The organism is Rickettsia endosymbiont of Lasioglossum villosulum, from assembly GCF_964026455.1.
Taxonomy (GTDB): Bacteria; Pseudomonadota; Alphaproteobacteria; order Rickettsiales; family Rickettsiaceae; genus Rickettsia.
The window spans coordinates 553597-579928 of sequence record NZ_OZ032152.1; the positions used below are offsets into that span (position 1 = coordinate 553597).

The window sequence follows — 26332 nt, forward strand, 5'->3', positions numbered from 1 at the left end:
AATATAGAAATGAAAAAAGCGGTTATTTTAGTTAGTGGTGGGGCGGATTCTGCTACTGTTCTTGCAATAATGAGAGAGCAAGGTTATGAGATTCATGCTATAAGTTTTAACTATGGGCAGCGTAACAATGCTGAACTACGGAAAGTTACGGAGCTAGTAAAAGAGTATAACGTCAAGCAACATAAAATTGTCAATATAGACTTAAGAGCTTTTGGCGGTTCTGCTCTTACCGATGATAATATAAACGTTCCTCATTATCAGGACGGGAAAGAGCTACCTGAAGATGTACCTGTTACCTATGTACCTGCTCGTAATACAATCTTTTTAAGTTACGCATTAGGGTTTGCCGAAATAATAGGTGCTAAGGATATTTTCATAGGCGTACATACTAGCGATTCAGCAAATTATCCTGATTGCCGCCCTGAATATATCAAATCTTTTGAAGCAATGGCAAATCTAGCAACCAACATAGGCGGAGTTACTATTCATACTCCTTTGATTAATATGACTAAAGATCAAATAATTAAAACAGGGCTTAGGCTTGGAGTAGATTATAAAAATACCATATCATGTTATGATCCTAGCGAAGATGATCTATCTTGCGGCACTTGCCTTGCTTGCACGATAAGGCTTGATGCTTTTAAAAAGAATAACGTACAAGACCCTGCAAAATATTTATGATTGATAGAAAATATTTATACTCCCCCTTTCCTACGCTCGATTTAGATGATATAATATTAAGAGAGTTAACGGACGTGGATGCTGAAGATTATTTTAATTATATGAATAAGCCTGAAATGGCTATTTATATAACAGAAAGTAACAGACCAAAAACTTTAGAGGAAGCTAAGGAAGAAATTCGTTATTGGTCTAGTTTATATAAGAATCACAGAAGTTTTTATTGGGGTATTGCACTTAAAAGTGATAATAAACTTATTGGTACTGCCGGTTTTAACATAATAAATTTAGAGCATCATAAGGCAGAAATCAGTTATGATTTGGATTATAGCTTTTGGGGGCAGGGCATAATGTTAAAATCTATAAAAAATATTTTAAAAATTGCTGATCATATTGGAATTGTCAGAGTTCAAGCAACAGTAATTACAGATAATTTACGCTCAATTAATTTACTTGAAAGATGCGGGTTTGCACGTGAGGGAATACTTAAAAAATACGAAATAGTTGCAAATGAGCATAAAGATTACTATATGTATGGTAGGGTTTTGTAACAAAAACGTCATTGCGAGCCACTGAAAGTGGCGTGGCAATCTTATGAAAATGTCCTTAAGATTGTATCAAAGCTATGTTCCTCGCAAGGCATTGTTGTGTGGATCAAAAAACGCCCTCGGTGTCATCTAGTTGCTTGACCACGGTATCCAGAAAAGCAACTTTTAATACTAATAATTTTAGTATTTTAAGCTGGAACCCGCTACAAGCTCGCGGGATGACAGAGGAAGAATTGATCTAGACAACAAAGCTTCCACGGGATGATAGAGCTAAACCATGCGAGTACGTCACCACGATAGACAATAAGTATATAAACATAAAAAAAGAAAAATTGATGGTAGTAGAAGCTAATAAAAAGGAATTAATTTGTTCATTCTGTAGCAAAAAGCAGCATGAAGTGAAAAAGTTAATAGCAGGTCCTGCAGTATTTATTTGCGATGAATGTATAAATTTATGCATGGATATAATGGAAGAAGAAAGTAAAATAGCGTTAAAGCAGATTACTTCCACTATTCCAACTCCGCAAAAAATATGTTCAGTTTTAAATGATTATGTAGTTGGTCAAGAGCAAGCTAAAAAAGTTCTAGCAGTAGCGGTATATAATCATTATAAGAGGCTTGAATATGTCCAATCAGGCAATAATGATGTTGAGCTTAATAAATCTAATATTTTGTTAATTGGTCCTACCGGTTCAGGTAAAACGTTGCTTGCTCAAACACTTGCTAAAATTTTAGACGTACCTTTTACTATGGCTGATGCTACCTCTTTAACGGAAGCTGGTTATGTTGGTGAGGATGTTGAAAATATTTTACTTAGATTACTTCAGGCTGCCGAGTTTAATGTGGCTAAAGCACAAAAAGGTATAATATATATTGATGAGGTTGATAAGATTGCTAGAAAGTCCGAGAATCCTTCAATTACTAGAGATGTATCAGGGGAGGGCGTACAACAAGCACTACTTAAAATTATGGAAGGAACTGTTGCTTCTGTTCCTCCGCAAGGTGGTCGAAAACATCCACAGCAAGATTTTGTGCAGCTCGATACCTCAAATATTTTGTTTATTTGCGGTGGTGCTTTTATGGGAATTGATAGTATCATAACTTCTAGAACAAATAATAGTTCTATAGGTTTTGCAGCAAATGTAAATATTGACAAAGAAAAAATTAACAGAGAAATTCTTAAATCTTTAGAGATTGAGGATCTAACAAAATTTGGATTAATTCCTGAATTTATCGGAAGATTACCAATCGTTACAACCTTAGATGATTTAGATAAAGAAGCTTTAGTTACAATTTTAACTAAGCCAAAAAATGCTATAGTGAAGCAGTTTAAAAAACAATTTGAGCTTGATGAAGCTGAGTTAATAGTTGAGGATTCTGCATTGGAAGCTATTGCTGAAAAAGCTTTAGCTAAAAAAACTGGAGCAAGAGGTCTTCGTTCGATAATTGAGCATCTTTTACTTGATAGTATGTATAAAGTTGCTGAGCTGAAGAAACAGCGTGTTACTATTACAGAAGATGTAGTTAAGGGGCTAATAGAGCCAATAATTACTTCTATTATTACCCCAGCAGCAAAAACAAGTAAAAAGCAAGCAGCTGTTGAAGATATACCGGCTTAAGGTGGGTGTAAGTCATTGCGAGGAGCATAGTTTTAATGCAATCTCAGGAGTTTGCTTTATGAGATTGCCACGTCGTGGCTTTTGTAATGACGGAAAATTAATCCTCTTATTCTTTTTATTTTAAAAGATTTAAATATCTCCTAAAATATTACAATTTTCTATAATACCTTGAGAATTTATAGTAGTTTCAAAATTTATTGGATATCCTTCATATTTTAACGCTACTTCAAAAAGTTCAAGATTTTCTGGGGCAGTAATATTTTTTGCAATTTCTTTAATAAACTCTTTATTATCAATCTCTATCTCTTTGCTCTTAATGATATCCCTGCTCTTAATGAGAGTTCTAGTAATTTCAAAAAATTTATTAGAAACAGCTTTCTGTATAAAATTTTTCATTTGATTATCTTCAATAAATATTTCATTATTCGTACAATATTCAAACAATAATTTGATAATTTTAATATCATTTTTATTTATAGCTTTTTGTACAAAATAATTAATTTGCTCTTTACTAAAATCTTTGAGGTTCTTAGGAATCAAATGTTTATATTTATTTTTACCAAAACCTGAATTTTTAGGTTTAAGGTTGACGTGAGGATTAAATAATTGCTCTAAAGTATGTATATTTTCATTTTCAGAAACTATATAGAATAATTCTTCAAGTTTAAAATTTTCTTGATCTTTAAGAGTATTTGTATTGGGATTTGTAAAATATTCTTCTAATATTCCAGAAATAGTATTTTTTTTAACTTGGTCAAAACCTTTAATATATGGTTCTATTAAGTCAAATGATAAATCCTTAAATCCTAACTTAATTAGTTCTAAAGAATTAAAACTTGCAACTTCTTTAATTCCAAACTTTTTCAATAAATGTTTTAATTCTTCAAATTTATTTAAATCTTTTGTATATTTTGTAGCCGCTTTTATGTAGTTACTTTCTTTATTCAAATATGTTGATTTTAAATACTGCAATAAATAATTTTTATTTAAATCTTGAACAACCGGATGTTCGAATATTATTTTTATATTATCTTTAGACCAATTTTCAGCAATTGAAATAATGTTTTTAGCAGATATTTTTTTTGAATGTTCTAATAAAGTTATAAATGATTTTATATCTTGCCTTTCAATTAATTTAGTCAATAAATTATCGATGTAAACTTCTTTTAGCTTTTCAAAATCTTTATCAGCTAACTCTCTAAACCTAAAAATTTTAACTGATTCTACACCTCGACTTTGAATTAATTCATTCAATAGGTTGTTGTGGTGATCATCTTTTAGTTTCCCAAAGGCTATATCAACTAACTCTTTTAATCCAAAATTTATAACTCTTTCTATACCTAATTCATTTAAAAAGTTAGCTAATCCTTTAATACTATTATATTTTTTGATATGTTCAGCTATTACATCTCCATAAACCATTTCAGTTAAATTTTCTAATTCAAGATATTTAAAACCTTTTTTATGTAATAAAGATTTTATTTCTTTATCTTGCCTAATATTCTCATTGTATTTAGCTATAGCATTTATACTAGCATTACTTAAACGATTTCTTTCTATATCTAAAAGAAAATCTTCTGGATGTATTTTTAAATGCCTAAAAACTTCTTTTATAAAATCTTCATTACCATTTTTGGTTATCATATTTAAAAATATTGGATAGCTTACTGCAAACGTATTTATGAAATTTTTATAACCTAATAACTTTGCAGCATTAACACTATTACTTTCAATAATCAAATCAGGTTTTCCGTAAGAAGCTAAGTGCGGGGCTAATAAATCTAGAGCTTTTTTATTATCAATTTTAATAGCTAAATTACAATAACGACTATAAATATCACTTGTTATTTTGTCTTGACTATATGTTATATAGCGGGCAATAGCCTCAAGAAAATTAGGATTATTGATTAAATGTTGTTCCTCAATATTTCTAGAGTTAACTTTTCTCCCCATTTAATTTTTATCATATTTGTAATATATTTATTTTAAGAAACTTACTATATATTAATACTTAATTTTTGCAAGCATTTAATTAAATTTTTAACTATTTCTTAAAAAGAATAAATAGTGCAAATTTAAAAAGATCAAGTATAATTAAAATCAAAACTGCTTATCATATTTTATGAATTATTTACTACCAAGTGCTGCAATAGTTTTACTCGTTTTAGTGAGCTTAAATATATGGTTTTATATAAAAGTTAGAACTTTAAAAACAGAGCTACAATTCTTAACAGATCAAAATTTGGAAATTACTAATAATAATCAGCTACTTAATCAAGAAAAAATAGCTTACTTACAGAAAATCGAGCAACTAAAGTGCAGAGTAGAGTATCAAGAGCAATCTATTAAGGATTCTGAAAAAATACGTAGTGAATCTTTTTCTTCAGCTAAAGCTGCATTATTTGATTTAGGCAAGGATTTATCTAAACAACTTATCGAAATCCATAAAATGGAAAACACAGCAGCAAGAGAACTAGCTGAGAAAAATATTGCTACTGCTTCTGGAAAGTTTAATAGTGAGTTTGAGCGTTTAATTATTATGGTAGGGACACTTAATAAAGATATTGAGCAGTCTAAAAGCACAGTGGACTTAATAAAACAGTCGTTACTTTCGCCTATTAGGGCAGGGCTACTTGCTGAGATTACTCTCGAAAATATCTTAAAATCATCAGGATTACGTTCTAATTTAGATTTCATCATGCAATATGGTTTAACTACTGCAGATAGTACTAAATTAAGACCTGATGCACTTATTTTTCTGCCTTCCGGTAATTTGATGGTGATTGATTCAAAAGCTTCCAAATTTTTAGTTGATGAGCAGGATAATAGTGGGAATCTTAGCAAAACTATGAATTATCATTTAAAATCGTTAGCTAATAAAGATTATGCTGAAAATATTTTAGCTGAATTAAATAAAAAAGAGCAGAATTATAACAATGTTATTACTTTAATGTTTTTACCCACTGAACAAGCCGTTGAAAAAGTTATTGCAGCTGATCCTAATTTTCTACAAAAAGCATGGGGCTGTAGTATTTTCCCAGTAGGACCTAGTGGGCTTATGAATATGCTTTCATTCGCAAAATTTCAAATTACTGACCATAGACGCTCAGAAAATTATAAAGTAATTATTGAAGAAGTAAGAAAGTTATTAAGCTCTATTGGTACTATAGCAGATTATTCTCAAAAAATTGGCAATAATCTACATAATATGGTTACTAATTATGATAAGTTTGCGGCTTCTTTTAATCGTAATTTTATGTCAAGAGTTAAGAATATACAAAAACTTGGTATTGATTCAGGAAATAAAACGCTACCTGCAAGTCTTGAACGTTACCAAATTGTTTCTTCCAAATCCGAAATTATTGAAGTAGAAGCAGAAAATTCTCAACCACAACAAATAGAAGAATAAATTGATAATTCAAATGTTAAGAAAAATTTTTATAATTTGCATATCAATATTATTAGTATTTGTCTGCATATATGGTATAGAAAATTTAAAGTCCAAAAAAAATGAAAATATTCTAAGGGTTAGTTTCATCAATATGTGGTCAGGATTTACAATAGATGAACTGCCAATGATAAAAGAAGTAATAGAAGAAAGTGGAAGAAAAATTGTTATAGATCATAAAAATTATGACCTTATAATTGAGAGTGTTTTCGGTCAGAAAAAAATTAGTAACAAGAATAGTATAAAAATATTTTTTACTGGTGAATCTATTAGACCTAACCCTGATAATTATGATATAGCTATAGGTTTTGATTATATAGATCATCCGCATTATATAAGAATACCTCTATATTATATGTATTTTACTAATGAGATAAGCACAAATTATAAAAGACCTAAATGCAACCCGAATAAGCCGCATTTTGCTTGTTTTCTTGTTAGTGCACATATAGATGATACTGAAAAATTTGATGGTTGCGTTGCAAGAGATAAATTTTTTCACAAGCTATCATCATATAAAAGAATAAGAAGCGGAGGTAAATACTTAAATAACGAAGCTAGAGTAGTACCTAAAGAAAACACTAGAGAGTGGTTATCTGAATGCAAATTTGTAATTGCTTATGAAAATAAGACGTATGAAGGCTATGTTACTGAAAAACCTTTCCAAGCTTATCTAGCTGGAGCGGTCCCTATTTATTATGCAGATAAAAGTTATGTTAAAGACGTAAATCCTAAGGCAGTAATATTTGCTAAAGATTTTGCTTCAGAAGAAGATCTATATAACTATATTATTTCTGTTGATCAAAATGACGAAAAATATTGTGAAATATATAATAACTCAATTGTACCCAATTCTTTAAATAATTACCCTATAATAAAAGAGAAATTAAAAGAAAAACTTTTACCTTTATTAAATGAAAAATAAAATTTATCGCATAAAAAAGTATTTTTTTATATTACTTATCAGTTAAAAAATAATCCGATTAGTGAAAAAGATATTAAAATTTTTGTAATTAATCTAGATCATAGTACCAATAGATATAATAATATAAATAAACAATTTATTCATATTAATTTACCTTATGAAAGATTTAGAGCAGTAAACGGTTATGAATTATCTATAACAAACCAAAAAGGAGAAAAGTTTACCGGTTTAGATGTAAAGAATAATTCTTCCCTTTTATCATTAGATAATAATTATACTATTGTTTGTCCATCAGAGAATATAAATTATTATGCAAATAGTAAGATATTAAATCGCACCTTAACCGCGGGTGAATTTGGGTGTTATTGTAGCCATAGAGAAATTTGGCTTAAAATGGTTGAAGAAAATATTCCATATGCCTTAATTTTAGAAGACGATGCTATATTAGAAGAAAATTTTTATAAGAAATTCTCAACCATAATCAAATCTTTACCTAGTGATTGGGATCTAGTCTATTTGTTTTTGATGCATCTACCGAGGCAAAAATTTTATAAAATTTATAATAATCCTTATCTTAAAAAAATTAATACCCAAAGATATTTTTATACTTCTACAGGTTATTTAGTAAATTTAAAAGCTGCTACGAAGCTTCTTAAATATAGTAAAAGCTTTAGCGAGCCAATTGCACAAGAAGTAGCTAATAATAGAATACAAGCTTATATTACCGTACCTTTTTTAATAAATACTGATTTTAAAGATTCAACTATTATTGATATGGGAAGACCAAACTAGAAATATAGTAAAATGAATCTTTCCTAACCGTATCCTTAAGATACCGCAATCGAATCGCAGTATGACATACTATTATTAGAGTTTTATCAAACCATTTTAGCTTTAGGTTGTTTAAAATTAGCTTGGTCAAAATCGTATATGAAGCTTTTAATAACAGGTACTATAAACTGTTTAAACTTACTGCCGCTAAATACGCCATAATGTCCTGCACCTTTTTGTAAATGATATTTCTTCATTGATTCGGGAATATTGGCACAAAGCTTTAAAGCTGCTTTGGTTTGACCAACTGCTGCAATATCGTCAAGTTCTCCCTCTATACCAAGTAATGCACATTTAGTAATATTTTTTAGATCAATAGGACGTTGCTCTGAAACTAATTTGCCTCTTGCTAGTGAAAATTGTTGGAATACTTCATCGATAGTTTGTAGGTAAAATTCTGCCGGCATATCCATAGCAGCTAAATATTCATCATAGAATTTAATAGTATGATCAGCTTTTTGATAATCGCAATTTAATAAATTTTGCCATAATTCCAAATGCGAATCTATATGACGGAATAGATTTAAGCTTACAAAACCTGCAAGTTGTAAAAATCCTGGATATACTTTTCTACCATGACCAGGATAATTAGGTGGTACTTGCATTGTAACCATTTTGCAAAACCATTCTAAACTTTTGCTTAGAGCAAATTCATTTACTGCTGTTGGGTTTTTTCTAGCATCAATTTTAAATCTTTTATCGATTCAAACATTATTAGAGGGATTATAGCCATATTTAATCTTGCTGCATCATTATAATAAAAATTTTGGAAAAATATGTTATTGCTTAACTCCTCTCCAGTAACATCTTGAGTAATTTTATTACCATAGTAAGATGATATTAATAATGAAGCAAGCCTTGCGAATTTAATAGAAACTGAAGCATAAAACATAGGATCTTCATAGAATATGGTTTCTGGGTCTCGGAAATAAAAACAAATATAATCAATTAATAATGTAGCCATAGCAAGATATTTAGCCACATCCTGCCAATTACTATAAGTATGAATATTATTTAATTCAGGATTATTAAAATCTATATCCTGATCTGTAAGTCTTTTGTATATTGCTTGTAATTTCTGCTCATTAAGATCATTTTTTTTTAGATGTTTAAACAATACATAAAAATAAGGTTTAATTTCTTCAGACGAAAACAACTTATTTTCAATTAAAGCAGGAACAATTTTATTGTGCAAAAATCCAAGTAGCTTATTGTGCATAAAGCCCGTAACTTTACTTTATTCTTCGACGACTCCAGCTGCGGATAACCAACGTAGAGCGGTACATGTTATAAAATAATTTACAGTATCATTATTTAATAAATCAATAGGCTGTAATAGTAGATTTGCTGCATATCTAAAACAAATAACTACATTATTTATCAAATTATCAGAAAAGGTAGGAGTATTATCAAATAAAAATTTAATATCTTCAAAATGACTTTTATCGTTTGTTTTACTTTCTAATTCCTTAAACAGATTATAATTAATGATTTTGGTTTGTTTACTTGATAATACGGTACTCGGAAAAGATAATAAAAGTTGTAATATAGCAAGAATAGTAGTTGGTAAAGCACACAGCTCATATAGTGGTTCTTCTTCATCAAATACATATGAACGAAGTAATATTACTCCTGTTATAAGAGTACTATAAGTCAATGCTATTTTGCCAGAATGGCTGCTAATAGAATTGGATTTTTCTATTAGCCAAGAGTTAATTTTATGTTCCTCGTTAAATTGATCTTTAGCTTTTTCTAGCTTAAAGTAACTTTGCTTTAATGAACTAATATACCTTACAAAATTTAAATGTATCTCTTTTTCTTTGTTAAATTCCTCTGCATAATTCACGTTTGGCTTATATAATATTGCCTTAGCAACATATCGATATAGGAAATATTCTTTAGTGAGCGGATATGACGTATTAGAAATTTTTTCTGCTGATTCAAATAATTTTGCGTAATGCTCAAAATTATTCTCTAAAAACAACTGAACTTTATTACGTAACTCAATAAATTCTAGTGATTTTATATCTCCTATATATTTTAGAATTGCGTCAATAAGATTTTTATTTTCTATTCCTATTAATTTTTGTAATTTTATATGTAAAAAATGATCATAGTTATTTAGTTCGTTAAAAATATTTTGCCAATTTTTATCGGTAATATTTTCACCTTGATATTTTTTAGTTTTTGCTATGCTGCTTAATAGTGCTTGTAAATGTTCTGTGTAAACAAAATTTTTTGTTGTTGTGGGTAAATTATCAAAATTTTTATCATATCCCCATATTTTAAATAATTTACCAAAATCAAACCTTGCAAGTGCAGTAGTACTTTTCCATAAGCATGTTGAAAAAGCTGATATATTATTATAATAGTTTAATATTATTTCAAGCTTGCTGCTCATAATTTTTCATAATAGTTAATTTAAATTAACTATTATGAGCTATAGCAATTTTTAATGCAATTATTCTTTTGTAAAATTTTTAAGCAAAATTAAAGCCTTTGCCGGTAAGAGGTAGTATTTCTTGAGAGATGATTTAACACATAAAGTTAGACCTGTGTTATAATCAACGTTTCCTTTTTGATCAAAATAATCTAATAATAATCCTATATCTGCATGATATTGCTCTACTATTTCTAATAATTCTAGTTTGTAGTATCATCTAGTAACGTTAGTTTACTCTATTTTTTAAGGGCTTAAGTGCTTTAGCCGGTTTTAATAATTCCGGCGTTAAGATGAATTTAGTTTTTCTCTCGATATTTGATAGAAAAAACAAATGAAAATTGTGGGGATGATGTATTACCGCATATTTATCCCATTCAGGATATTGTCTATTTAAATTTTCCTTTGGGTTATAGGGACCATAAACTTCTATATCACCAAATTTATATTTTTTTAAAGGTAATAATTCATGATCATAAAAGAAATCATTAGGATATTGAGTGCGTGTTTTTAAGTTAGAATGAATAAATTTATTTTGGTCTTTTTGAAAAGTAAAAATATCAATGCAGCCTTTTTGACATATTTTATAAGCTAGATCATGAGAAATAGAATAACCTAGTTTTTGAAACTCTGGAAATATTTGTTGTAGCCTTATCTCATCTTCTTGCATTATGCCAATATCAAGATCATCATCATAAGGTATTATCCCTTGATGACGAACTGCCCCAAGCAAGGTGCCTCCGTCTATCCAATAATTAATATTGTGCTTAGTTAACAACTCATGAGTATCTTTCATTATTTGATAGAGTGAGAGAGTCGTATTCTCACTAATTCTATATTTTTTTACTTCTTCATCGGTTGGCACTTTATAACGCCAATCATGTTCAAGCACGTGAGTATAAAAAAATATACTGGCAAAAAGCAAGAGAATAGAACCTAAAATATTTTTAGGTGAGAATACTGACTTTAATTTCATTATTTGTTGGTTTGAATTTTATTTCTTTTGCTGATGTAACATTTTTTAAATCTGATGTCAATTCTTCGGATAATTCAATGCCGCTAACTTCAAGCAATTGTACTTCTGCTTTTATGGATAGATTCTTTTCAGCTTTAAATTTTCTAACATGATCTAAAATCTCAAGCAATCCTTCCGGCTGTTTTGCATCTATTTTATAGTTTAAATTACCATAATTAATCCGATTACCTTTAATGTGAATAGAATTTTCACTATATAATATTTGATACAACTCCTCGGTAATATGTGGCATAAATGGTGCAAATAGTTTAAGTAGGGTTTGCATGACGTGATAAAGCGTTAATATGCTACTATATTGTCCGCTAGGGTTTTTATTTTCTTCATCATAAGCACGTGTTTTACTGATTTCTAAATAATTATCACAAAATACTGACCAGAAAAATTTTTCCGTTAAATGCATAGCGTTAGCATATTCATAATTTTGCAACTCGTTTGTTGCATTGTTTACTAGCTCTACTAATTTATTAATTATCCACTGATCGAATTCATGAGTAATTTTTTCTTTCACATATATAAGATTTGCTTTTTTGTCTTCATCAGATAATTTATCAAAATGTTGCGAGACAAATTTAGCAGCATTCCACAGCTTATTAACAAGCCTTTTACCATTTTTTATTACGTCTTCTGAATAGGCAGTGTCAGCTCCTAATTTTGAATTAGCCGACCAATAGCGTATAACATCAGAACCATATTGCTCTAGCAATTTTTCCGGTACTAATACATTTCCTTTGGATTTAGACATTTTACTACGATCTTCAGCCAAACACCAACCACTTACCATAATATTTTTCCATGGTAGAGTATTTTGATGTAGATGAGCTTTTAAGATAGTATAGAATGCCCAAGTTCTAATAATCTCATGTGCTTGAGGTCTTAAATCCATTGGGAATAAGTTATTATGCCTATCCTTATTCACGGCAAACTCATCAGAAATACCCCATGTTGAAAGTTGCGGCGAAACAGAGCTAGTTGCCCAAGTATCCATAACGTCTAAGTCGGGTTCTACTTCATCTTTGCTATAGCCAATAGGCAAATCCTTTAAAGGATCAACAGGTAACTGCGAGATATCGGCATATAAAATTTTACCCTCTTCGCCGATTCTTTTAGAATACCAAACAGGAAATGGCACGCCAAAATAACGCTGCCTGCTTATACACCAGTCCCAAGATATGGCATTAATCCAGTTGTCTAAACGAATCTTCATATTTTTAGGATGCCAATTTAGTTCGTTTGCTCTTTTTAATAGCTCATCTTTATGCGATATAGTTTTAACAAACCATTGTGGCACAGTTAGTACTTCAAGAGGTGCACCTGAACGCTCAGCACATTTAACAGTTTGGGTAATCTCTTCTTGCTTAACAAGCAATTCTTGCTCTTTTAAAATATCTATTATCTTGCTTCTTGCTTCTTTTATTTTTAAGCCGTCTATTCCGATCTCATGAGGGAAATCTATCGTACCTTTTTTGGTAATAATAGTATTCAAAGGCAGATTATGCGTTTTCCACCAAATAATATCCGTTTGATCACCAAATGTGCAGCACATAACAAGCCCTGTGCCTTTATCTTGCTGCACTAACGGGTCAGCTAAAAGCGGGACTTTAACATTAAACAGTGGAGTAACGGCAAACTTTCCTGCTAAATGCTGATAACGCTTATCGTCTGGGTGATAGAATACGGCAACGCAAGCAGGTAATAGTTCAGGTCGTGTAGTTGCGATGGTAAATTCATCATTTGCTTCAGTTTTAAAAGTGATATAGTTCATGAATGAGGTTTTTTCCTTATCCTCAATATCAGCTTGAGCAAGGGCTGTACCATCTACCGGATCCCATAAAATTGGCTGATTATTACGATAAACTTCGCCTTTTTTTACTAAATCAAGGAAAGACATTTGCGAGATTTTACGAGATAGCGGACTGATTGTTTGATATTCTAAATTCCAATCTACCGATAAAGCGACTTGATTAAACAAGCTTCTAAATTTTTCTTCTTCGCTTGCTACTACCTCATTACAAATATTTATGAATTCTTCTCTGCCCATATTATACGCCTTGACTTGTCTTTGCTTTTCAACAAGTCGCTCAGTCGGCAGTCCGTTATCGTCAAAGCCCATAGGATAGAAAATATTTTTTCCCATCATACGCTGAAACCGTACTATAAAATCGGTCTGTGTATAGCTATAAACATGCCCGATATGGAGCTGTCCTGAAACAGTCGGCGGAGGCGTATCTACAACAAATGTTTCATCTTTAGCGATATTCTCATTGTATGCATAAACTTGTTTTTCTTGCCAAATTTTTTGCCATTTTTTTTCGCTTTCGATAAAATTATAATTTTTCGGAAATTCTTTCATAAATGTTTTTGCTAGTTTGAATAACTAACATTATAAAGATTATATTTAATTATGACAATAATGCGTTGCTTTTTTTGAATAGGATATAAATTATACAGCAAACTACTGCACAATTAATTACTTTCTATAATTGAGCGGATAAGGGTTTCTTTTAGACCAGTCAGCTCAGCAATAACGGGAATTTTGAAACCTTGAGAGAACATCTTTTTTGCTATCATCACCGCTTTATTATACTCACCTTCCCGCTTTCCTTTTCGTTTTCCCTCATCTATATACACATCTGCTATAGTTTTCATAATGTTATCCTTGTGTTGTGGTGATAAATATTTATCAAATACTTGCACTAATCTCGGTTGTTGCTTTTTTGAGATCTTTGCATCAGTATACCATAAAAACGATTTTAGGTAAATATAACCTTTTTCTTTATCAAGCATTATAACGTGATTAAAATTTGCTAAAAATTGCTCCCATAATTGAATCATATCACGTTCATATATATGTTTAAGTATATATTCTAACATTCCGATGTGCTTTTTCTTAACGATTTCATTATCTGACATGGCTTGTAAGTCTACTAGCTGATAATCTTCCATCATTAGTTTTTTTGCCATTACGCTATTAGTAAACAAATCCCATAAATTCCGAGGAGCGTTATAAACTTGCTTACCATTATAAATAACTAAGTTATATACTAACGGCAATTTATTCCTTTTTTCTTTATGCCGTTCACATAAGAGCAAAGTATATTTCCATAATCTTAGAGCAGTCCAATAATCCACAGTTGATTGTGCTTCAATTAATATATACACAAATCCCTTGCCATATTCTTTCGTTTCAATTCCATAAACTATATCACTGTATTTTTTACTTAGAGACTCTTCAATATAGCTTTCTTGTTCTACAGTTATTTTTGATAAATCTATCAGTTTTTTAAAATCCTTAGGTAAATAATATTCTAAAAATTCTTGTGCCGCTATTTTATCGGTCATTATTATTTTTACTAAGGAATCATGCTTTAATTTTTTGACCACAAAATCTAGTAATTTTTTGCGGCATATTTTATCCTAATTTATATATGATGTCTATATTTATTTAAACTTAAGATTTAACATCAATAATACAAAATAAACTTCTATTTACATAAAGCTTTAGTAAAACTTAGGCGATGATAAGGGGATAAGCCATATTCTTTTATAGCCTGAGCATGCTCTTTTGTGCCATAACCTGAATTTTTGTGCCATAAATATTGCGGGAATTCATTACTTAATTCTAGCATTAATCGGTCTCTAGTAACTTTTGCTATAATAGAAGCAGCAGCAATCGATATTGATAAATTATCACCGTCTATGATGCTGATCAATCTTTTATCGCTGAATTGCATGTTACCATCAACTAAAACTATTTCCGGCTTAGTACTAAGGTTTTCCGCAGCAAGAAGACAAGCTTTTTTCGTTGCTTCTAATATATTAATCTTATCAATCTCAGTGTGTGAGATAATACCGGTTGCCCAATTGTAATTAGCAGTTATCTGTTCATATAATAACTCTCTCTTCTTTTTAGAAAGCTTTTTAGAATCCTTAATGCCAGCTATAATATTGTTTTGATCCACTATTACAGCGGCAGCTACTACTGGTCCGGCTAGCGGTCCTCTGCCAGCTTCATCTATGCCAGCTAGAATGAAATTTGGGTATTTTTTTTCAAAATGTAATATATCTATTTCCATAATTGTATTTTTTATATTTTTAATATATGATAAAGCAGTTTATGAGTTACAAATAAAGTGCAAAATTATTTTGAATTGCTAGGGTTAGAGCAAATTTATAATATTGATTTGAAGATATTAGAAAAGCAATATTTTTCTATGCAGATAAAATATCATCCTGATAAAGCCAAAAATTTGCAAGAAAAAGAGCAAAATCTTATTATAGCATCAAACCTAAATAAAGCTTATTCTACCCTTAAAGATAGTTTAAAGCGTGCTGAATATATGCTGCTTTTATATGGTGTAAACTTAAATGATGAGAAAGTACGCAGTAAGCTTTCTGCTCTTGAGTTAAGTATATTCTGGGATGAAATGGAGCTTATAGAAAATACTAGCTCATATAAAAGTTTAGAAGAAATAAAAAGTAAATATGAATTAATGGAGAAAGCAGAAGTAAATTTTTTAGCTGAGTCTTTCAAAAAGCAAGATTTATCAGATGCGACTATCAAAACTAGTAAACTTAAATATATTCATACATTGCTGAGTAAGCTTCAGGAAAAAATGAAATTATGCAAATAATAGAAATTAGAGAACCAGGGCAAGCAGAATCTAAACAAGAAGCTAAAATAGCTGTGGGTATAGATTTTGGCACTACTAACTCGCTAATAGCTATTTCAGCTGGTAAAAAAGTTAAAATTATACAAACTGAAGATAATAAAGAATTAATCCCAACTACTATAGAATTTACGAATAACAATATTATAGTAGGTAGTAATAAAGGTTTACGTTCAATTAAAAGGTTATTCAGCAAAACATTAAATGAAATTCTAAATACTCCTGCTCTTTTTTCTTTAATTAAAGATTATATAAATGTAAATAATCAGGAACTTAAATTAAATTTTGCCAATAAGCAAATGCGGATTGCTGAAATTGCAGCAGAAGTTTTTATATATCTAAAACAACAGGCAGAAAAAGAGCTTACAACCGAAGTAACCCAAGCTGTTGTTACTGTTCCAGCTCATTTTAATGATGCGGCAAGAGGGCAGGTGATGCTTGCAGCAAGGCTTGCAGGCTTAGAGGTTCTAAGGCTAATTGCAGAGCCTACTGCGGCTGCCTATGCTTACGGATTAAATAAAAACCAAACAGGTTATTATCTTGTATATGATTTAGGTGGTGGTACTTTTGATGTATCAATTCTAAATATTACAGCAGGTGTTTTTCAGGTTATAGCAACAAGTGGTGATAATATGCTTGGCGGCGATGATATAGATAAAATCATTGCTGATTATTTTTGTAATAAATTTAACTTACCTGATAACACTGATACTCTACAGTTTGCTAAAAAGGCAAAAGAAGCATTATCGAACCAAGATAATTTTGAGTTCAATAATATATCGCTTGATAAACAAACATTTGAACAGTTAATTACCCCTATAATAGGTCGTACAATCAATATAGCCAAAGAATGTTTGGAAATAGCAGGAAATCCGAACATAGATGGCATTATTTTAGTAGGTGGTGTAACTCGTATTCCGTTAATCAAGGATGAATTATATAAAGCTTTTAAAGTAAATATTCTTTCAGATATTAATCCTGATAAAGCTATTGTATACGGGGCTGCACTGCAAGCAGAGAATTTAACAACACCAAATATAGACTCATTATTGATTGATGTAGTACCATTATCTTTAGGTATGGAGCTATATGGTGGCATTGTTGAAAAAATTATCATGCGAAATACTCCGATCCCTATTTCTGTGGTAAAAGAATTCACAACTTATGCTGATAATCAAACCGGCATACAATTTCATATACTACAAGGTGAACGTGAAATGGTAGCAGACTGCCGTACTTTGGCTAGGTTTGAGCTAAAGGGACTTCCTCCCATGAAAGCAGGAAGTATTAGAGCGGAAGTTACTTTTTCTATTGATGCTGATGGTATATTATCTGTTTCTGCTTACGAAAAAATAAGTAATACCTCACATATCATAGAAGTGAAGCTAGATTACGGGATTGATACAAGTGAAGTTGATAAGGTTTTAGAAAATGCTTATAAAAATGCTAAACTAGATCATGCTGCAAGATTATTACAAGAAACAGTTATTGAAGCTGAATCTTTGATTTTTAATATAGAACATGCTATTAAAGAATTAGTAGATTTGCTATCAGAAAACGAAAAGCATATAATCAGTAGTTTATTAAATAACATAAAGCATGCAATAGATGCACGAGATCGTGCTTTAATTAATAATGCTGTTAAAGATTTTAAATCTAAAACAAAAAAATCTTTAAATACGAAGATTAATGTAGTAATTAGTGATTTATTGAAAGGTAAAAATATCAATCAAATTAAATAACTTACTTCTAAAGGTAATTTGTACGTCAATCCGTTACTCGCATCCTTACGTACGTTTATGTATGCTGCGTTCCGTGTTTCCTGCAAATTCCTCTTTATAAGATAAGTTATATGAAAAATCTAAGGAAGAAAGAGGATAATGTCAAAAACAATAAAAGTTACATTTGTTATAAATAATGGGGAAGAGAAAATAATAGAGGCACCACTAGAGCTTTCTATTTTAGAAGTTGCTCATAGTAATAGCATAGATCTTGAGGGGGCTTGTGAAGGTTCTCTTGCCTGTGCTACTTGTCATGTTATTTTAGAGGAAGAATTTTACAACAAATTAGAAAAACCTAAGGAAGAAGAAGAAGATATGCTTGACTTAGCCTTTGGTCTTACGGATACTTCTAGATTAGGGTGTCAGATTATTTTAACTGAAAAATTAGACGGTATAAAAGTACGTCTCCCTTCTGCTACTCGTAACATAAAATGATGGATTAAAAAAGTGATACGTAAAATACTTATTTTTGTTTTCTTAGCCTTTACTATAGTATGGTTTGCTGCTGCTTATACTTTGAAAAACAATGTAATAAATTTAATTAAAAATTCTGAATCGGATAATCTTAAAATATCCTATAATACAGTTAAATTTTCAGGATATCCGTTTCACTGGAAAATTACTATAACAGATCCAAAAGTAAAATTAATAGATCATGTAAATTCTAAAGAGCTTTCAAGTGAAAATATTGTTTTAAATATTAAGTTTAGTACTAAAAAAGCTACTTTAAATTTTGGACCATTTATTAAAGAAGTAGATAATTACGGCGATAAAACATTCACCTATGATATGCGTAGTAAAGAGGATATAAAAGGAATAGGGAAATTTAATAAACCTTTATATAAAATATCGAAAGATGATGATCTAAAAGAAGTAATAAAATCGATTCAGCTTAATAATAAATCATTATTAATATTCAAAGATGATGAAGAGATTTTTAAAATTAATGATTTAGCTTTCTTTATTTCTAAGAAAAATCTAGCAGATAGCGAAGATATTTCATTGATTTTAAATATGAATTATGATTCTGAGAAGAACATAGCTAATTTTAAAAATGCTACTTTAGATATTGCTGCTTTATTAAAATTTACCCCAGATGGTGAAAATTCTGCTATTTTACAAAATTTTAATATAGAAAAATTTATTTTTAGTTGTGATCATAACTCTAAAATCAATCTAAATGGTGCTTTACAATTTTTTGCTAACAAATTACCACAAGGTAAGTTATCATTTGAGCTTGAAAACTATCACTCTATTATTGATAAGTTATTACCTAATAACATTATGTTTTCTAAAAAGTTTATTAAAACAGTTATAGCTAAAGCAGTTAATAAAGCTTCCGATGAAGCTGTAGTTAAAGAATCAGATAACTTAAATCCTGATTATTCTAATATAGAAAAAGCTAAGTTTGATGTTGAATTTTCTGAAAAAGGAATAAATATCGGCTCTATTAATTTACTTGAGTTAAAACTTGGTGATAGTAAAGAAGAACAGCAGCCTGAAAATCATGCGAATTAATTATATGAATAACCTTAAATTAGTATTATATAGCTTTGTTTTTAGTATAATTCTTACATGTAGTGATATTTATGCTGATCAAAAGCAAAAAGTTTTTAAGATTGGTACTGGCTCTATTTTGCAAGGTTATTATTCTATAGGTCTTGATTTATGCAAAACAATTATAGGAGATGAAAAAAATAACGAAAATATAGTATGCGAAGTTGTTGCAACAAATGGTAGTATTGAAAATTTAAAATTATTGCAACAAGGTAAAATCGATTTAGCTTTAGTGCAAGCAAATATTGCAGTAGAAGCATATGATGGAATAGGTTATTATAGCGATAAAGGAAAAATGCAAAATCTACGTCAGCTACTGAATTTGCATGATGAATTTTTTACAGTTATTGTAAAAGATGAGGATAAGATAAAGTTTTTTGCTGATATTGATGGAAAGAGAATAACTAGTGGTCCAGAATATTCCAGCAGCAATATTACTTATGATGCAATGTGTTCTCTATATAAATTTGCTAAAGAACCAATAAATACTGATATTAATTACGAAGATTCTATCGATAAATTCTGCCAAAAAGAAATAGATGCTATAATCATGATGGTTGGGCATCCAAACCCTTTAGTGAATTTAATTGCTAATAGATGTGAAATTGATTTTGTTTCAATTGAAAACGATAAAATAGCAGAGTTAATACAACAAAATAGAGCTTTTCGCAAAGCGGAGCTTCATAAAGGCTTATATCCAGGTATTACAGATGATCAAACAACTGTAAAAGTATCAGCAATTTTAGTAACTAGAAATGATGTAGATTCTAATATGTTAGATAAATTTATTGGTGCTTTTCATAGAAATGTTGCAAGTTTTAAACTTTCTAATTATTTATTGAACAATATTAACATTAACTATTTTGCCGATACTCAAAACTTTGTTTTACCAAAACATGACTCGGTAAGAAATAGAGAATAACTATTTATTAGAGTATTATATAGAAATACTATGTTTAAAAATATACTTATACCTATAGACTTAGCAGATAAAAAGTCTGTGAAAGCTCTTCTTTCTAAAGCTTTAATGTTTGCAACAGCTTCTCAAGCAAAGCTACATTTTATATATGTGATTTCTGATTTTGGTATGAAAATGGTCGAAGATTGTTTACCTAAAAATTGGATTGCAGAAAAAAAAGCAAAATATCAAACTCAAGTAAAAGAGCTTATAAAACAATATGTACCAGATGAAATTGAAGCTGATTATTACATAGGTAGCGGTGCTGTTTATGATGAAATAATTAAGCGTTCCAATGATATCAAAGCTGATTTAATAATAATTTCAGCAGTTAGACCGCAGCTAAGAGATTATATGCTTGGTCCTAATGCCTCTAAAATCGTTCGTCACTCTAGTATATCAGTCCTAGTAGTAAGAGACGAGTAATTAAACCTCGTCTATTAACTCTTCATTTACAAAAAATATATTTTCTATTATTAATAGAAAATATAGTTGACATTTTAGAAAAGTTAGCTAAAATCCTTTGCAAGGATAGCAGTAATGCTATCCTTGGGTATAGAAGCCCTTGATCACAGATGGTTAGCATCATCCATTTAAAAATGCTCCTCAACTTTGTCATGGTTGGGGAGATAGTAGCTATGTACAAGGTTTTAAACCTAAAGGCTGTTATAACTGTTCTGTGACGGTTCTTCTAACTCCCCGGCCACCAACGTTATGCTCTTTGGTGGTTAATTTGAGTAATTTAAACTTTGTACACAGAACCATTAACCGGTATGGTACGGCATATTTTATAAAGTTTGATACAAGTGAATTTACGCTGTGTAGACTTATCTTGAAATTTATCTTGTCTGAAATTTTATAAAATATGCTTTAAATAGTATATAACTTTCTTATATTTTTATTTGGAATTATAAGTCAATTAAACCATAAATAACTTTATCTAAGGTGAAATCTGCTTTTCACCTTAGATGTTTATTATTATCTAAAGCTTTTTGAAAAAGAAGCACATATACCGCAATTTGGCTTGCCAAATCTTGAAATATTAAAGGTATACATTAATAAAACTAACTATTTTCTCATCTTAAACAATTCATATTAGAAATCTTCATAAAGCCTAGAAGTATAATCCTTAAATATTGGATTTATTCGGAATATACTTATGATAAGCTGAAATATCGTTGCTTATTTGCAACTCACTATTAGGAGCTAACTATTATGGATATTTAGTTCAGAAAATGATATAATAAAAATATTAAATAGAATAGTAAAAGAGATATGTACAAAGTTAATCCAAGAGTAGATTTAGCGTTTAAAAAAATCTTCGGAGTAGAGGAGAATAAGGATTTATTGATATCACTTATTAATTCAATAGTTAGTGAAAAAGATCAAATTGTAGAAGTAACGCTTCTTAATCCATATAATCCGAAAAATTTTGCAGCAGATAAATTATCTATTCTTGACGTCAAAGCTAAAAGTGAAACTGGTAAAATGTTTAATATCGAAATACAAGTGACCGATGAAGCTGATTATGATAAAAGAGCCTTATATTATTGGTCTAAATTATATGCAGAACAATTAAAAGCCGGTGATGACTATTCGAAATTAAATAAAACAATAGGTATTCATATACTAAATTTTACTAGTATTCCGAATACTGCAAACTATCATAGTGCCTTTGAGTTAAGAGATAGAGTAACCGGCTTAGTATATTTTGAAGATATAGAGTTACATACAATAGAACTAAATAAATTTACTAATGCTAAAGAAGAGCTAACAGATATAGTAAAAAAGGTTAAAGATTCTCTTGATATATGGCTAGCTTTTTTAACTCGCCATGATTTATTAAACAAAGATAAGCTGCCAAAAGAATTGGATAATAAAGTTTTAAAGAAAGCCTTGACTGTACTTGAGGTTATGAATTTTAACGAGGAAGAGCGAAACACTTATGAAGACCGCTTAAAATGGCTTATGATCGAAGCTAATACCTTAAAAAAAGCAGAAGTGAAAAAAGCTGAAAGCAGAAATTTAGAAAGGATTATTTAAGCCAAGTTTTCCGTATGTTTCTGAATTATCTATGGCTTTTATTCCTTGTTTGATTAGGCGTAATATGTAATACATTCCTGCCCCGAAAACAATCGTATATACTACTATAAAAGCCATCAAAGAAATAAATACATATTTGCCTAGCACCGGTGATGCCATATCGGCAGTTCTTAAAATATTATAGACAATATAAGGTTGTCTGCCTACTTCAGTGACAAACCAGCCGGCTAAAACTGCAATAAAGCCTGATGGTGACATTAAAATATACCAATATTGAAACCATTTAGCATTATATAATCTTTTCTTTAAATAAAGATATAATCCGGCGATGCCAGTAAATACCATTAAAAAACCAATCCCGACCATAATACGAAAGCTATAAAATACTGTAGCAACCGGTGGACGTTCGTCTCTTGACCATTCTTTTAGTCCTTTTATTTCACCATCTAAGCTATGAGTTAAGATTAAGCTACTAGCATATGGTATTTGCACAGCATATTTTGTTTTTTCCTCTTCTTTATCCGGAAAGCCAATAATATTTAAAGCTGCCCCTTTTTCTGTGTCCCAAATTCCTTCCATAGCCGAAACTTTAACAGGCTGATATTTAAGAGTATTTAAGCCATGCTGATCACCAATAAATACTTGTACAGGAGCAACAAATAGTGCCATTAATACTGCCATAAAAAGCATAATTTTAGCATGTTCTTTATAGCGATTATTTAGCAAATAAAAGCTCCCTACGCCGCCAATAACAAACGAAGTGGTTAGATAAGCTGCCGTAAGCATGTGAAGAAAACGATATGGGAAAGAAGGATTGAAGATAATCTCAAGCCAATTTAAAGGATAAAAAAGCCCATCATCCCTAATTTCAAAGCTGGTAGGGGTATGCATCCAGCTAATGGCTGAAAGTATCCAAAAAGCCGAGATAACAGTGCCAATGGCAACTATTAAAGTAGAAATAAAATGTACTTTTTTGCTGACTTTATTAAAGCCAAATAACATGATGCCGAGAAAGGAGGATTCTAAAAAGAAAGCGGTAAAAACTTCAAAGCCGAGTAATGGACCAAGTACGTTGCCTACCTTATCAGAAAAATTCGACCAATTAGTGCCAAATTGATAGGACATTACGACGCCAGAAACTACGCCCATACCGAAAGTAACTGCAAAAATCTTTACCCAGAATTTATATATTTCCTGATAAACAGTTTTTCCTGTTTTTAACCATAACCCCTCAATGACTGCCAGAAAGCTTGCAAGACCTATAGTAAATGCTGGAAATATGATATGAAAGCTTATGGTAAAAGCAAACTGAATTCTTGATAATAATACTTGATCAAATTCCATATATTACAAAACCATAACTAATAAATTTCTGTATTTGATTTAATTATCCGCCTTTGCTATTATCAAATTCTATCTGATTAGTTTTAACAAATTTTCCTTTTTCGGAGTTCCAATTATAATGAACATTTACTATTCTTACTTCTGTAACATTAACATCACCGTTTGGCAATTGCGTAACATCATATCCTTTACGGATAGAATCAGTAATTAACAGGCTTGCTTGGCAAATATATTTTACATCGAAGAATGGAGAATTATCATCTTTCATGTCTTCTTGTTCTTCTAAAAAATTATTAGATAATTCTTTTTCTTGCATTTCTAATGATTTTGAGTTTATTTTCTGATTTTTGTAACACTATTTAATACAAGAAGCAAGAGTTTTCAATATATTTAATAGTTTTAGGTATATTTTTACAAAAAAATTAAGTTAAATACACTGCTTTCTTAAAATATGAGGTAACATTATAGTGATAAAATATCCTACTTTATCCAAATCGACGCTTAGTTTAGGTATTTATTTTTTAAAATTCGATAAAGTTAAAATTCTCTTATTAACTGCTAGTTGTATCATATTTGGTATGATTCCGGCAGTTGATAGTATATTATTGCAAAAGATTATCGATTTAATTGAGTCATTTAGTGACGCTAATGCACATAATCTTTTATCTTCAATGATTTATTGGGCAGTATTTTATGCCCTTTGGTGGGAGGGAATTAATATCGCTTACCGCTCATACGATTATTTATATTTAAAAACCATGCCGGTTATTAAAGGAAAGATATTAAATGAGCTTTATAATTATACCCAGTATCACAGCCATAAATTCTTTCAAGACAATTTAGCAGGGCATATTAGCAATAGAATTACTGAGACTGCTAGATCATTTGAAATGATAATTTCGATATTTGGTGAGAAAATTCTCCGTAAGCTTGCAATTATTGCTTTTGCATTAGTTGCTCTATATTCGGTACATTATATTTTTGCCACCATATTTATTATATGGATTACAGTTTTCTTAGGGCTTAGTGTTTTATTTTCAGGTAACATTAATAGATATTCGCTAAATTATGCACGAAGCCAATCGCTTGTCGCTGGTAGTATTGTTGATGCAATCAGCAATATTAATGCAGTTAGAATGTTCACCTCACATAAATTTGAGCGTCAACATTTGGAAACAAGAGTAGAGAATGCCGTAGCTGATGAGCAAACTATGCAGTTTTTTATGTTCAAGCTGCGTTATGCTCTTGGCACTTCCTGCTCGATAATGATTTTTGTCATGATTTACTACCTCTCAACACTTCGTAGTGAACTCGCTATAACCATAGGTGATTGTGTGCTGGTGTTAACATTATGCATAAATGTGTCAGATAATATTTGGGATTTAACCCAAGAAATCGGTGATATGTTTGAACAAGTAGGAGCTTTTAACCAAGGTCTATCGTTAATGGGACCACATATTATAACCGATATAGAAAACGCCTCTCCTTTAGATATAAAAGACGGCATCGTTGAATTTAGAAACGTTACCTTTAATTATCATCATAATAATAACTTATTCCGTAATAAATCAGTATTAATTCCAAGTAAGCAGAAAGTAGGATTAGTTGGGTTTTCTGGATCAGGTAAAACAACTTTCATTAGCTTAATTACCAGATTACACGACATCGAAGATGGTATGATTTTAATTGATGGTCAAAATATCAAAAATGTAACGCAAGATTCTTTAAGAAAAGCTATTAGCCTTATCCCACAAGAACCGATACTTTTCCATCGTACTATTTTAGAAAATATTAGATATGGTCGTAAAGAAGCATCATTTGAGGAGGTAGTTGAAGCAGCAAAAGCCGCTCATATACATGAGGTGATTAGTAAGTTACCAGAAGGGTACGATACTATGTGCGGCGAGCGTGGCAATAACCTCTCAGGTGGTCAGCGTCAGAGAGTTATTATAGCAAGGGCTATCTTAAAAAACGCACCTATCCTAATTCTTGATGAAGCAACAAGTAGTCTAGATAGCGAAACAGAAAGCTTAATTCAAGAATCAATGGAATATTTAATGCAAAATAAAACTGTGATAGTTATTGCTCATAGATTATCGACTTTGCTTAATATGGATAGAATTTTAGTTTTTGATAAAGGTAGTATCACTGAAGACGGTAGCCACTCAGAGCTGTTAAAAAATAGTAAGCTTTATCAAAAATTATGGAATTCACAAGTGAAAGGCTTAATAACCTAGATTTATGGGTAATGAATTTTCGCTTGATATTAAGTGTACAAAATCGTCATGAGTTCGGCGAATAAAATGAGCATGGCAATCTTATGAAACAGTATGATACTCCTGAGATTGCCACGCTCACTCGCAAGGCATTGTTGTGTAGATCGAAAAACGTGATCGGTGTCATCTAGTTGCTTGGGAACTAGATCCAGAAAATAATAAAAAATACTAATTTTATTAG

23 protein-coding genes and 1 pseudogene are annotated in these 26332 nt (G+C 30.3%); 14 read left to right on the plus strand and 10 right to left on the minus strand.

Features of this window, described 5'->3' with window-relative positions; all coding sequences use genetic code 11:
- Nucleotides 1–9 precede the first annotated feature (9 nt).
- The 3 genes from queC to clpX all read left to right on the plus strand — a co-directional run bounded on the left by queC (nt 10) and on the right by clpX (nt 2845).
- A complete protein-coding gene (gene queC / locus AAGD49_RS02705; protein WP_341789208.1) occupies nt 10–681 on the plus strand; it encodes a 7-cyano-7-deazaguanine synthase QueC in 672 nt (223 codons plus the stop codon).
- On the plus strand, nt 678–1229 hold the full coding sequence (locus tag AAGD49_RS02710; protein WP_341789027.1) for a GNAT family protein: 552 nt from the start codon (nt 678–680) through the stop codon (nt 1227–1229). Before queC ends, AAGD49_RS02710 begins: the two co-directional genes overlap by 4 nt.
- 332 nt (nt 1230–1561) lie before the next feature.
- Nucleotides 1562–2845, plus strand: a complete 1284-nt coding sequence (gene clpX / locus AAGD49_RS02715; RefSeq protein WP_341789028.1) for an ATP-dependent Clp protease ATP-binding subunit ClpX — start codon at nt 1562–1564, stop codon at nt 2843–2845.
- Nucleotides 2846–2974: 129 nt separating this feature from the next.
- On the opposite strand, the gene AAGD49_RS02720 is transcribed toward clpX, so the two are convergent.
- Complete coding sequence (locus AAGD49_RS02720; protein ID WP_341789029.1) at nt 2975–4798, minus strand: hypothetical protein; 1824 nt, start codon at nt 4796–4798, stop codon at nt 2975–2977.
- 169 nt (nt 4799–4967) lie between these two features.
- Here AAGD49_RS02720 and AAGD49_RS02725 point away from each other — a divergent pair, with 169 nt between their 5' ends.
- The 3 genes from AAGD49_RS02725 (at nt 4968) to AAGD49_RS02735 (ending at nt 8010) form a co-directional block, all read left to right on the plus strand.
- Nucleotides 4968–6254, plus strand: a complete 1287-nt coding sequence (locus AAGD49_RS02725) for a DNA recombination protein RmuC (RefSeq protein WP_341789030.1) — start codon at nt 4968–4970, stop codon at nt 6252–6254.
- A gap of 13 nt (nt 6255–6267) precedes the next feature.
- Nucleotides 6268–7218 carry a glycosyltransferase family 10 domain-containing protein gene (locus AAGD49_RS02730; RefSeq protein ID WP_341789031.1) on the plus strand — a complete coding sequence of 317 codons (951 nt, stop codon included), beginning with the start codon at nt 6268–6270 and terminating at the stop codon, nt 7216–7218.
- Nucleotides 7219–7296: 78 nt separating this feature from the next.
- On the plus strand, nt 7297–8010 hold the full coding sequence (locus tag AAGD49_RS02735) for a glycosyltransferase family 25 protein (protein WP_410525917.1): 714 nt from the start codon (nt 7297–7299) through the stop codon (nt 8008–8010).
- A gap of 86 nt (nt 8011–8096) precedes the next feature.
- Here AAGD49_RS02735 and phaZ read toward each other — a convergent pair.
- The 7 genes and pseudogenes from phaZ to AAGD49_RS02770 form a co-directional block, all read right to left on the minus strand.
- Nucleotides 8097–8735, minus strand: a pseudogene (phaZ, locus tag AAGD49_RS02740) (polyhydroxyalkanoate depolymerase); the annotation flags it as partial.
- Nucleotides 8705–9268, minus strand: coding sequence for a hypothetical protein (locus tag AAGD49_RS02745; protein WP_341789032.1), 564 nt, complete (start codon nt 9266–9268; stop codon nt 8705–8707). The gene AAGD49_RS02745 and the pseudogene phaZ, both read right to left, overlap by 31 nt.
- Nucleotides 9269–9286: 18 nt before the next feature.
- Nucleotides 9287–10450, minus strand: coding sequence for a hypothetical protein (locus AAGD49_RS02750; RefSeq protein WP_341789033.1), 1164 nt, complete (start codon nt 10448–10450; stop codon nt 9287–9289).
- Nucleotides 10451–10718: 268 nt separating this feature from the next.
- The gene (locus tag AAGD49_RS02755) at nt 10719–11468 is read right to left on the minus strand and encodes a LicD family protein (protein WP_341789210.1); all 750 of its coding nucleotides are present in this window, start codon (nt 11466–11468) and stop codon (nt 10719–10721) included.
- Entirely contained in the window at nt 11437–13875 is a 2439-nt protein-coding gene (locus AAGD49_RS02760; RefSeq protein ID WP_341789034.1) for a valine--tRNA ligase, read from the minus strand. Before AAGD49_RS02760 ends, AAGD49_RS02755 begins: the two co-directional genes overlap by 32 nt.
- 113 nt (nt 13876–13988) lie before the next feature.
- The gene (locus tag AAGD49_RS02765) at nt 13989–14906 is read right to left on the minus strand and encodes an Rpn family recombination-promoting nuclease/putative transposase (protein ID WP_341789035.1); all 918 of its coding nucleotides are present in this window, start codon (nt 14904–14906) and stop codon (nt 13989–13991) included.
- Between the two features lie 101 nt (nt 14907–15007).
- Nucleotides 15008–15598: a ribonuclease HII gene (locus tag AAGD49_RS02770; RefSeq protein ID WP_341789036.1), complete on the minus strand. Its 591-nt coding sequence runs from the start codon at nt 15596–15598 to the stop codon at nt 15008–15010.
- 57 nt (nt 15599–15655) lie between these two features.
- Between AAGD49_RS02770 and hscB the strand changes: the two genes are divergently transcribed.
- From hscB to AAGD49_RS02810, 7 genes are all read left to right on the plus strand, one after another.
- Nucleotides 15656–16156 (plus strand): Fe-S protein assembly co-chaperone HscB, encoded by a 501-nt coding sequence (hscB, locus tag AAGD49_RS02775; protein WP_341789037.1) that lies wholly within the window; start codon nt 15656–15658, stop codon nt 16154–16156.
- Entirely contained in the window at nt 16147–17934 is a 1788-nt protein-coding gene (gene hscA, locus AAGD49_RS02780) for a Fe-S protein assembly chaperone HscA (RefSeq protein ID WP_341789038.1), read from the plus strand. Before hscB ends, hscA begins: the two co-directional genes overlap by 10 nt.
- Nucleotides 17935–18072: 138 nt before the next feature.
- The gene (locus AAGD49_RS02790; RefSeq protein WP_341789040.1) at nt 18073–18408 is read left to right on the plus strand and encodes a ferredoxin family 2Fe-2S iron-sulfur cluster binding protein; all 336 of its coding nucleotides are present in this window, start codon (nt 18073–18075) and stop codon (nt 18406–18408) included.
- Between the two features lie 12 nt (nt 18409–18420).
- On the plus strand, nt 18421–19491 hold the full coding sequence (locus AAGD49_RS02795) for a hypothetical protein (RefSeq protein WP_341789041.1): 1071 nt from the start codon (nt 18421–18423) through the stop codon (nt 19489–19491).
- Between the two features lie 4 nt (nt 19492–19495).
- A complete protein-coding gene (locus AAGD49_RS02800; protein WP_341789042.1) occupies nt 19496–20452 on the plus strand; it encodes a TAXI family TRAP transporter solute-binding subunit in 957 nt (318 codons plus the stop codon).
- A gap of 30 nt (nt 20453–20482) precedes the next feature.
- On the plus strand, nt 20483–20914 hold the full coding sequence (locus AAGD49_RS02805) for a universal stress protein (protein ID WP_341789043.1): 432 nt from the start codon (nt 20483–20485) through the stop codon (nt 20912–20914).
- Nucleotides 20915–21763: 849 nt separating this feature from the next.
- Complete coding sequence (locus AAGD49_RS02810) at nt 21764–22531, plus strand: Rpn family recombination-promoting nuclease/putative transposase (RefSeq protein ID WP_341789044.1); 768 nt, start codon at nt 21764–21766, stop codon at nt 22529–22531.
- Here AAGD49_RS02810 and AAGD49_RS02815 read toward each other — a convergent pair.
- Together AAGD49_RS02815 and AAGD49_RS02820 are read right to left on the minus strand one after the other, a co-directional pair.
- Nucleotides 22514–23875: a cytochrome ubiquinol oxidase subunit I gene (locus AAGD49_RS02815; protein ID WP_341789045.1), complete on the minus strand. Its 1362-nt coding sequence runs from the start codon at nt 23873–23875 to the stop codon at nt 22514–22516. The two genes, AAGD49_RS02810 and AAGD49_RS02815, sit on opposite strands and share 18 nt — an antisense overlap.
- 43 nt (nt 23876–23918) lie before the next feature.
- Nucleotides 23919–24191 (minus strand): DUF2671 domain-containing protein, encoded by a 273-nt coding sequence (locus AAGD49_RS02820; RefSeq protein ID WP_341789046.1) that lies wholly within the window; start codon nt 24189–24191, stop codon nt 23919–23921.
- A 151-nt stretch (nt 24192–24342) separates the two neighbouring features.
- Between AAGD49_RS02820 and AAGD49_RS02825 the strand changes: the two genes are divergently transcribed.
- Entirely contained in the window at nt 24343–26112 is a 1770-nt protein-coding gene (locus AAGD49_RS02825; protein ID WP_341789047.1) for an ABC transporter ATP-binding protein, read from the plus strand.
- The last annotated feature ends 220 nt before the right edge of the window (nt 26113–26332 follow it).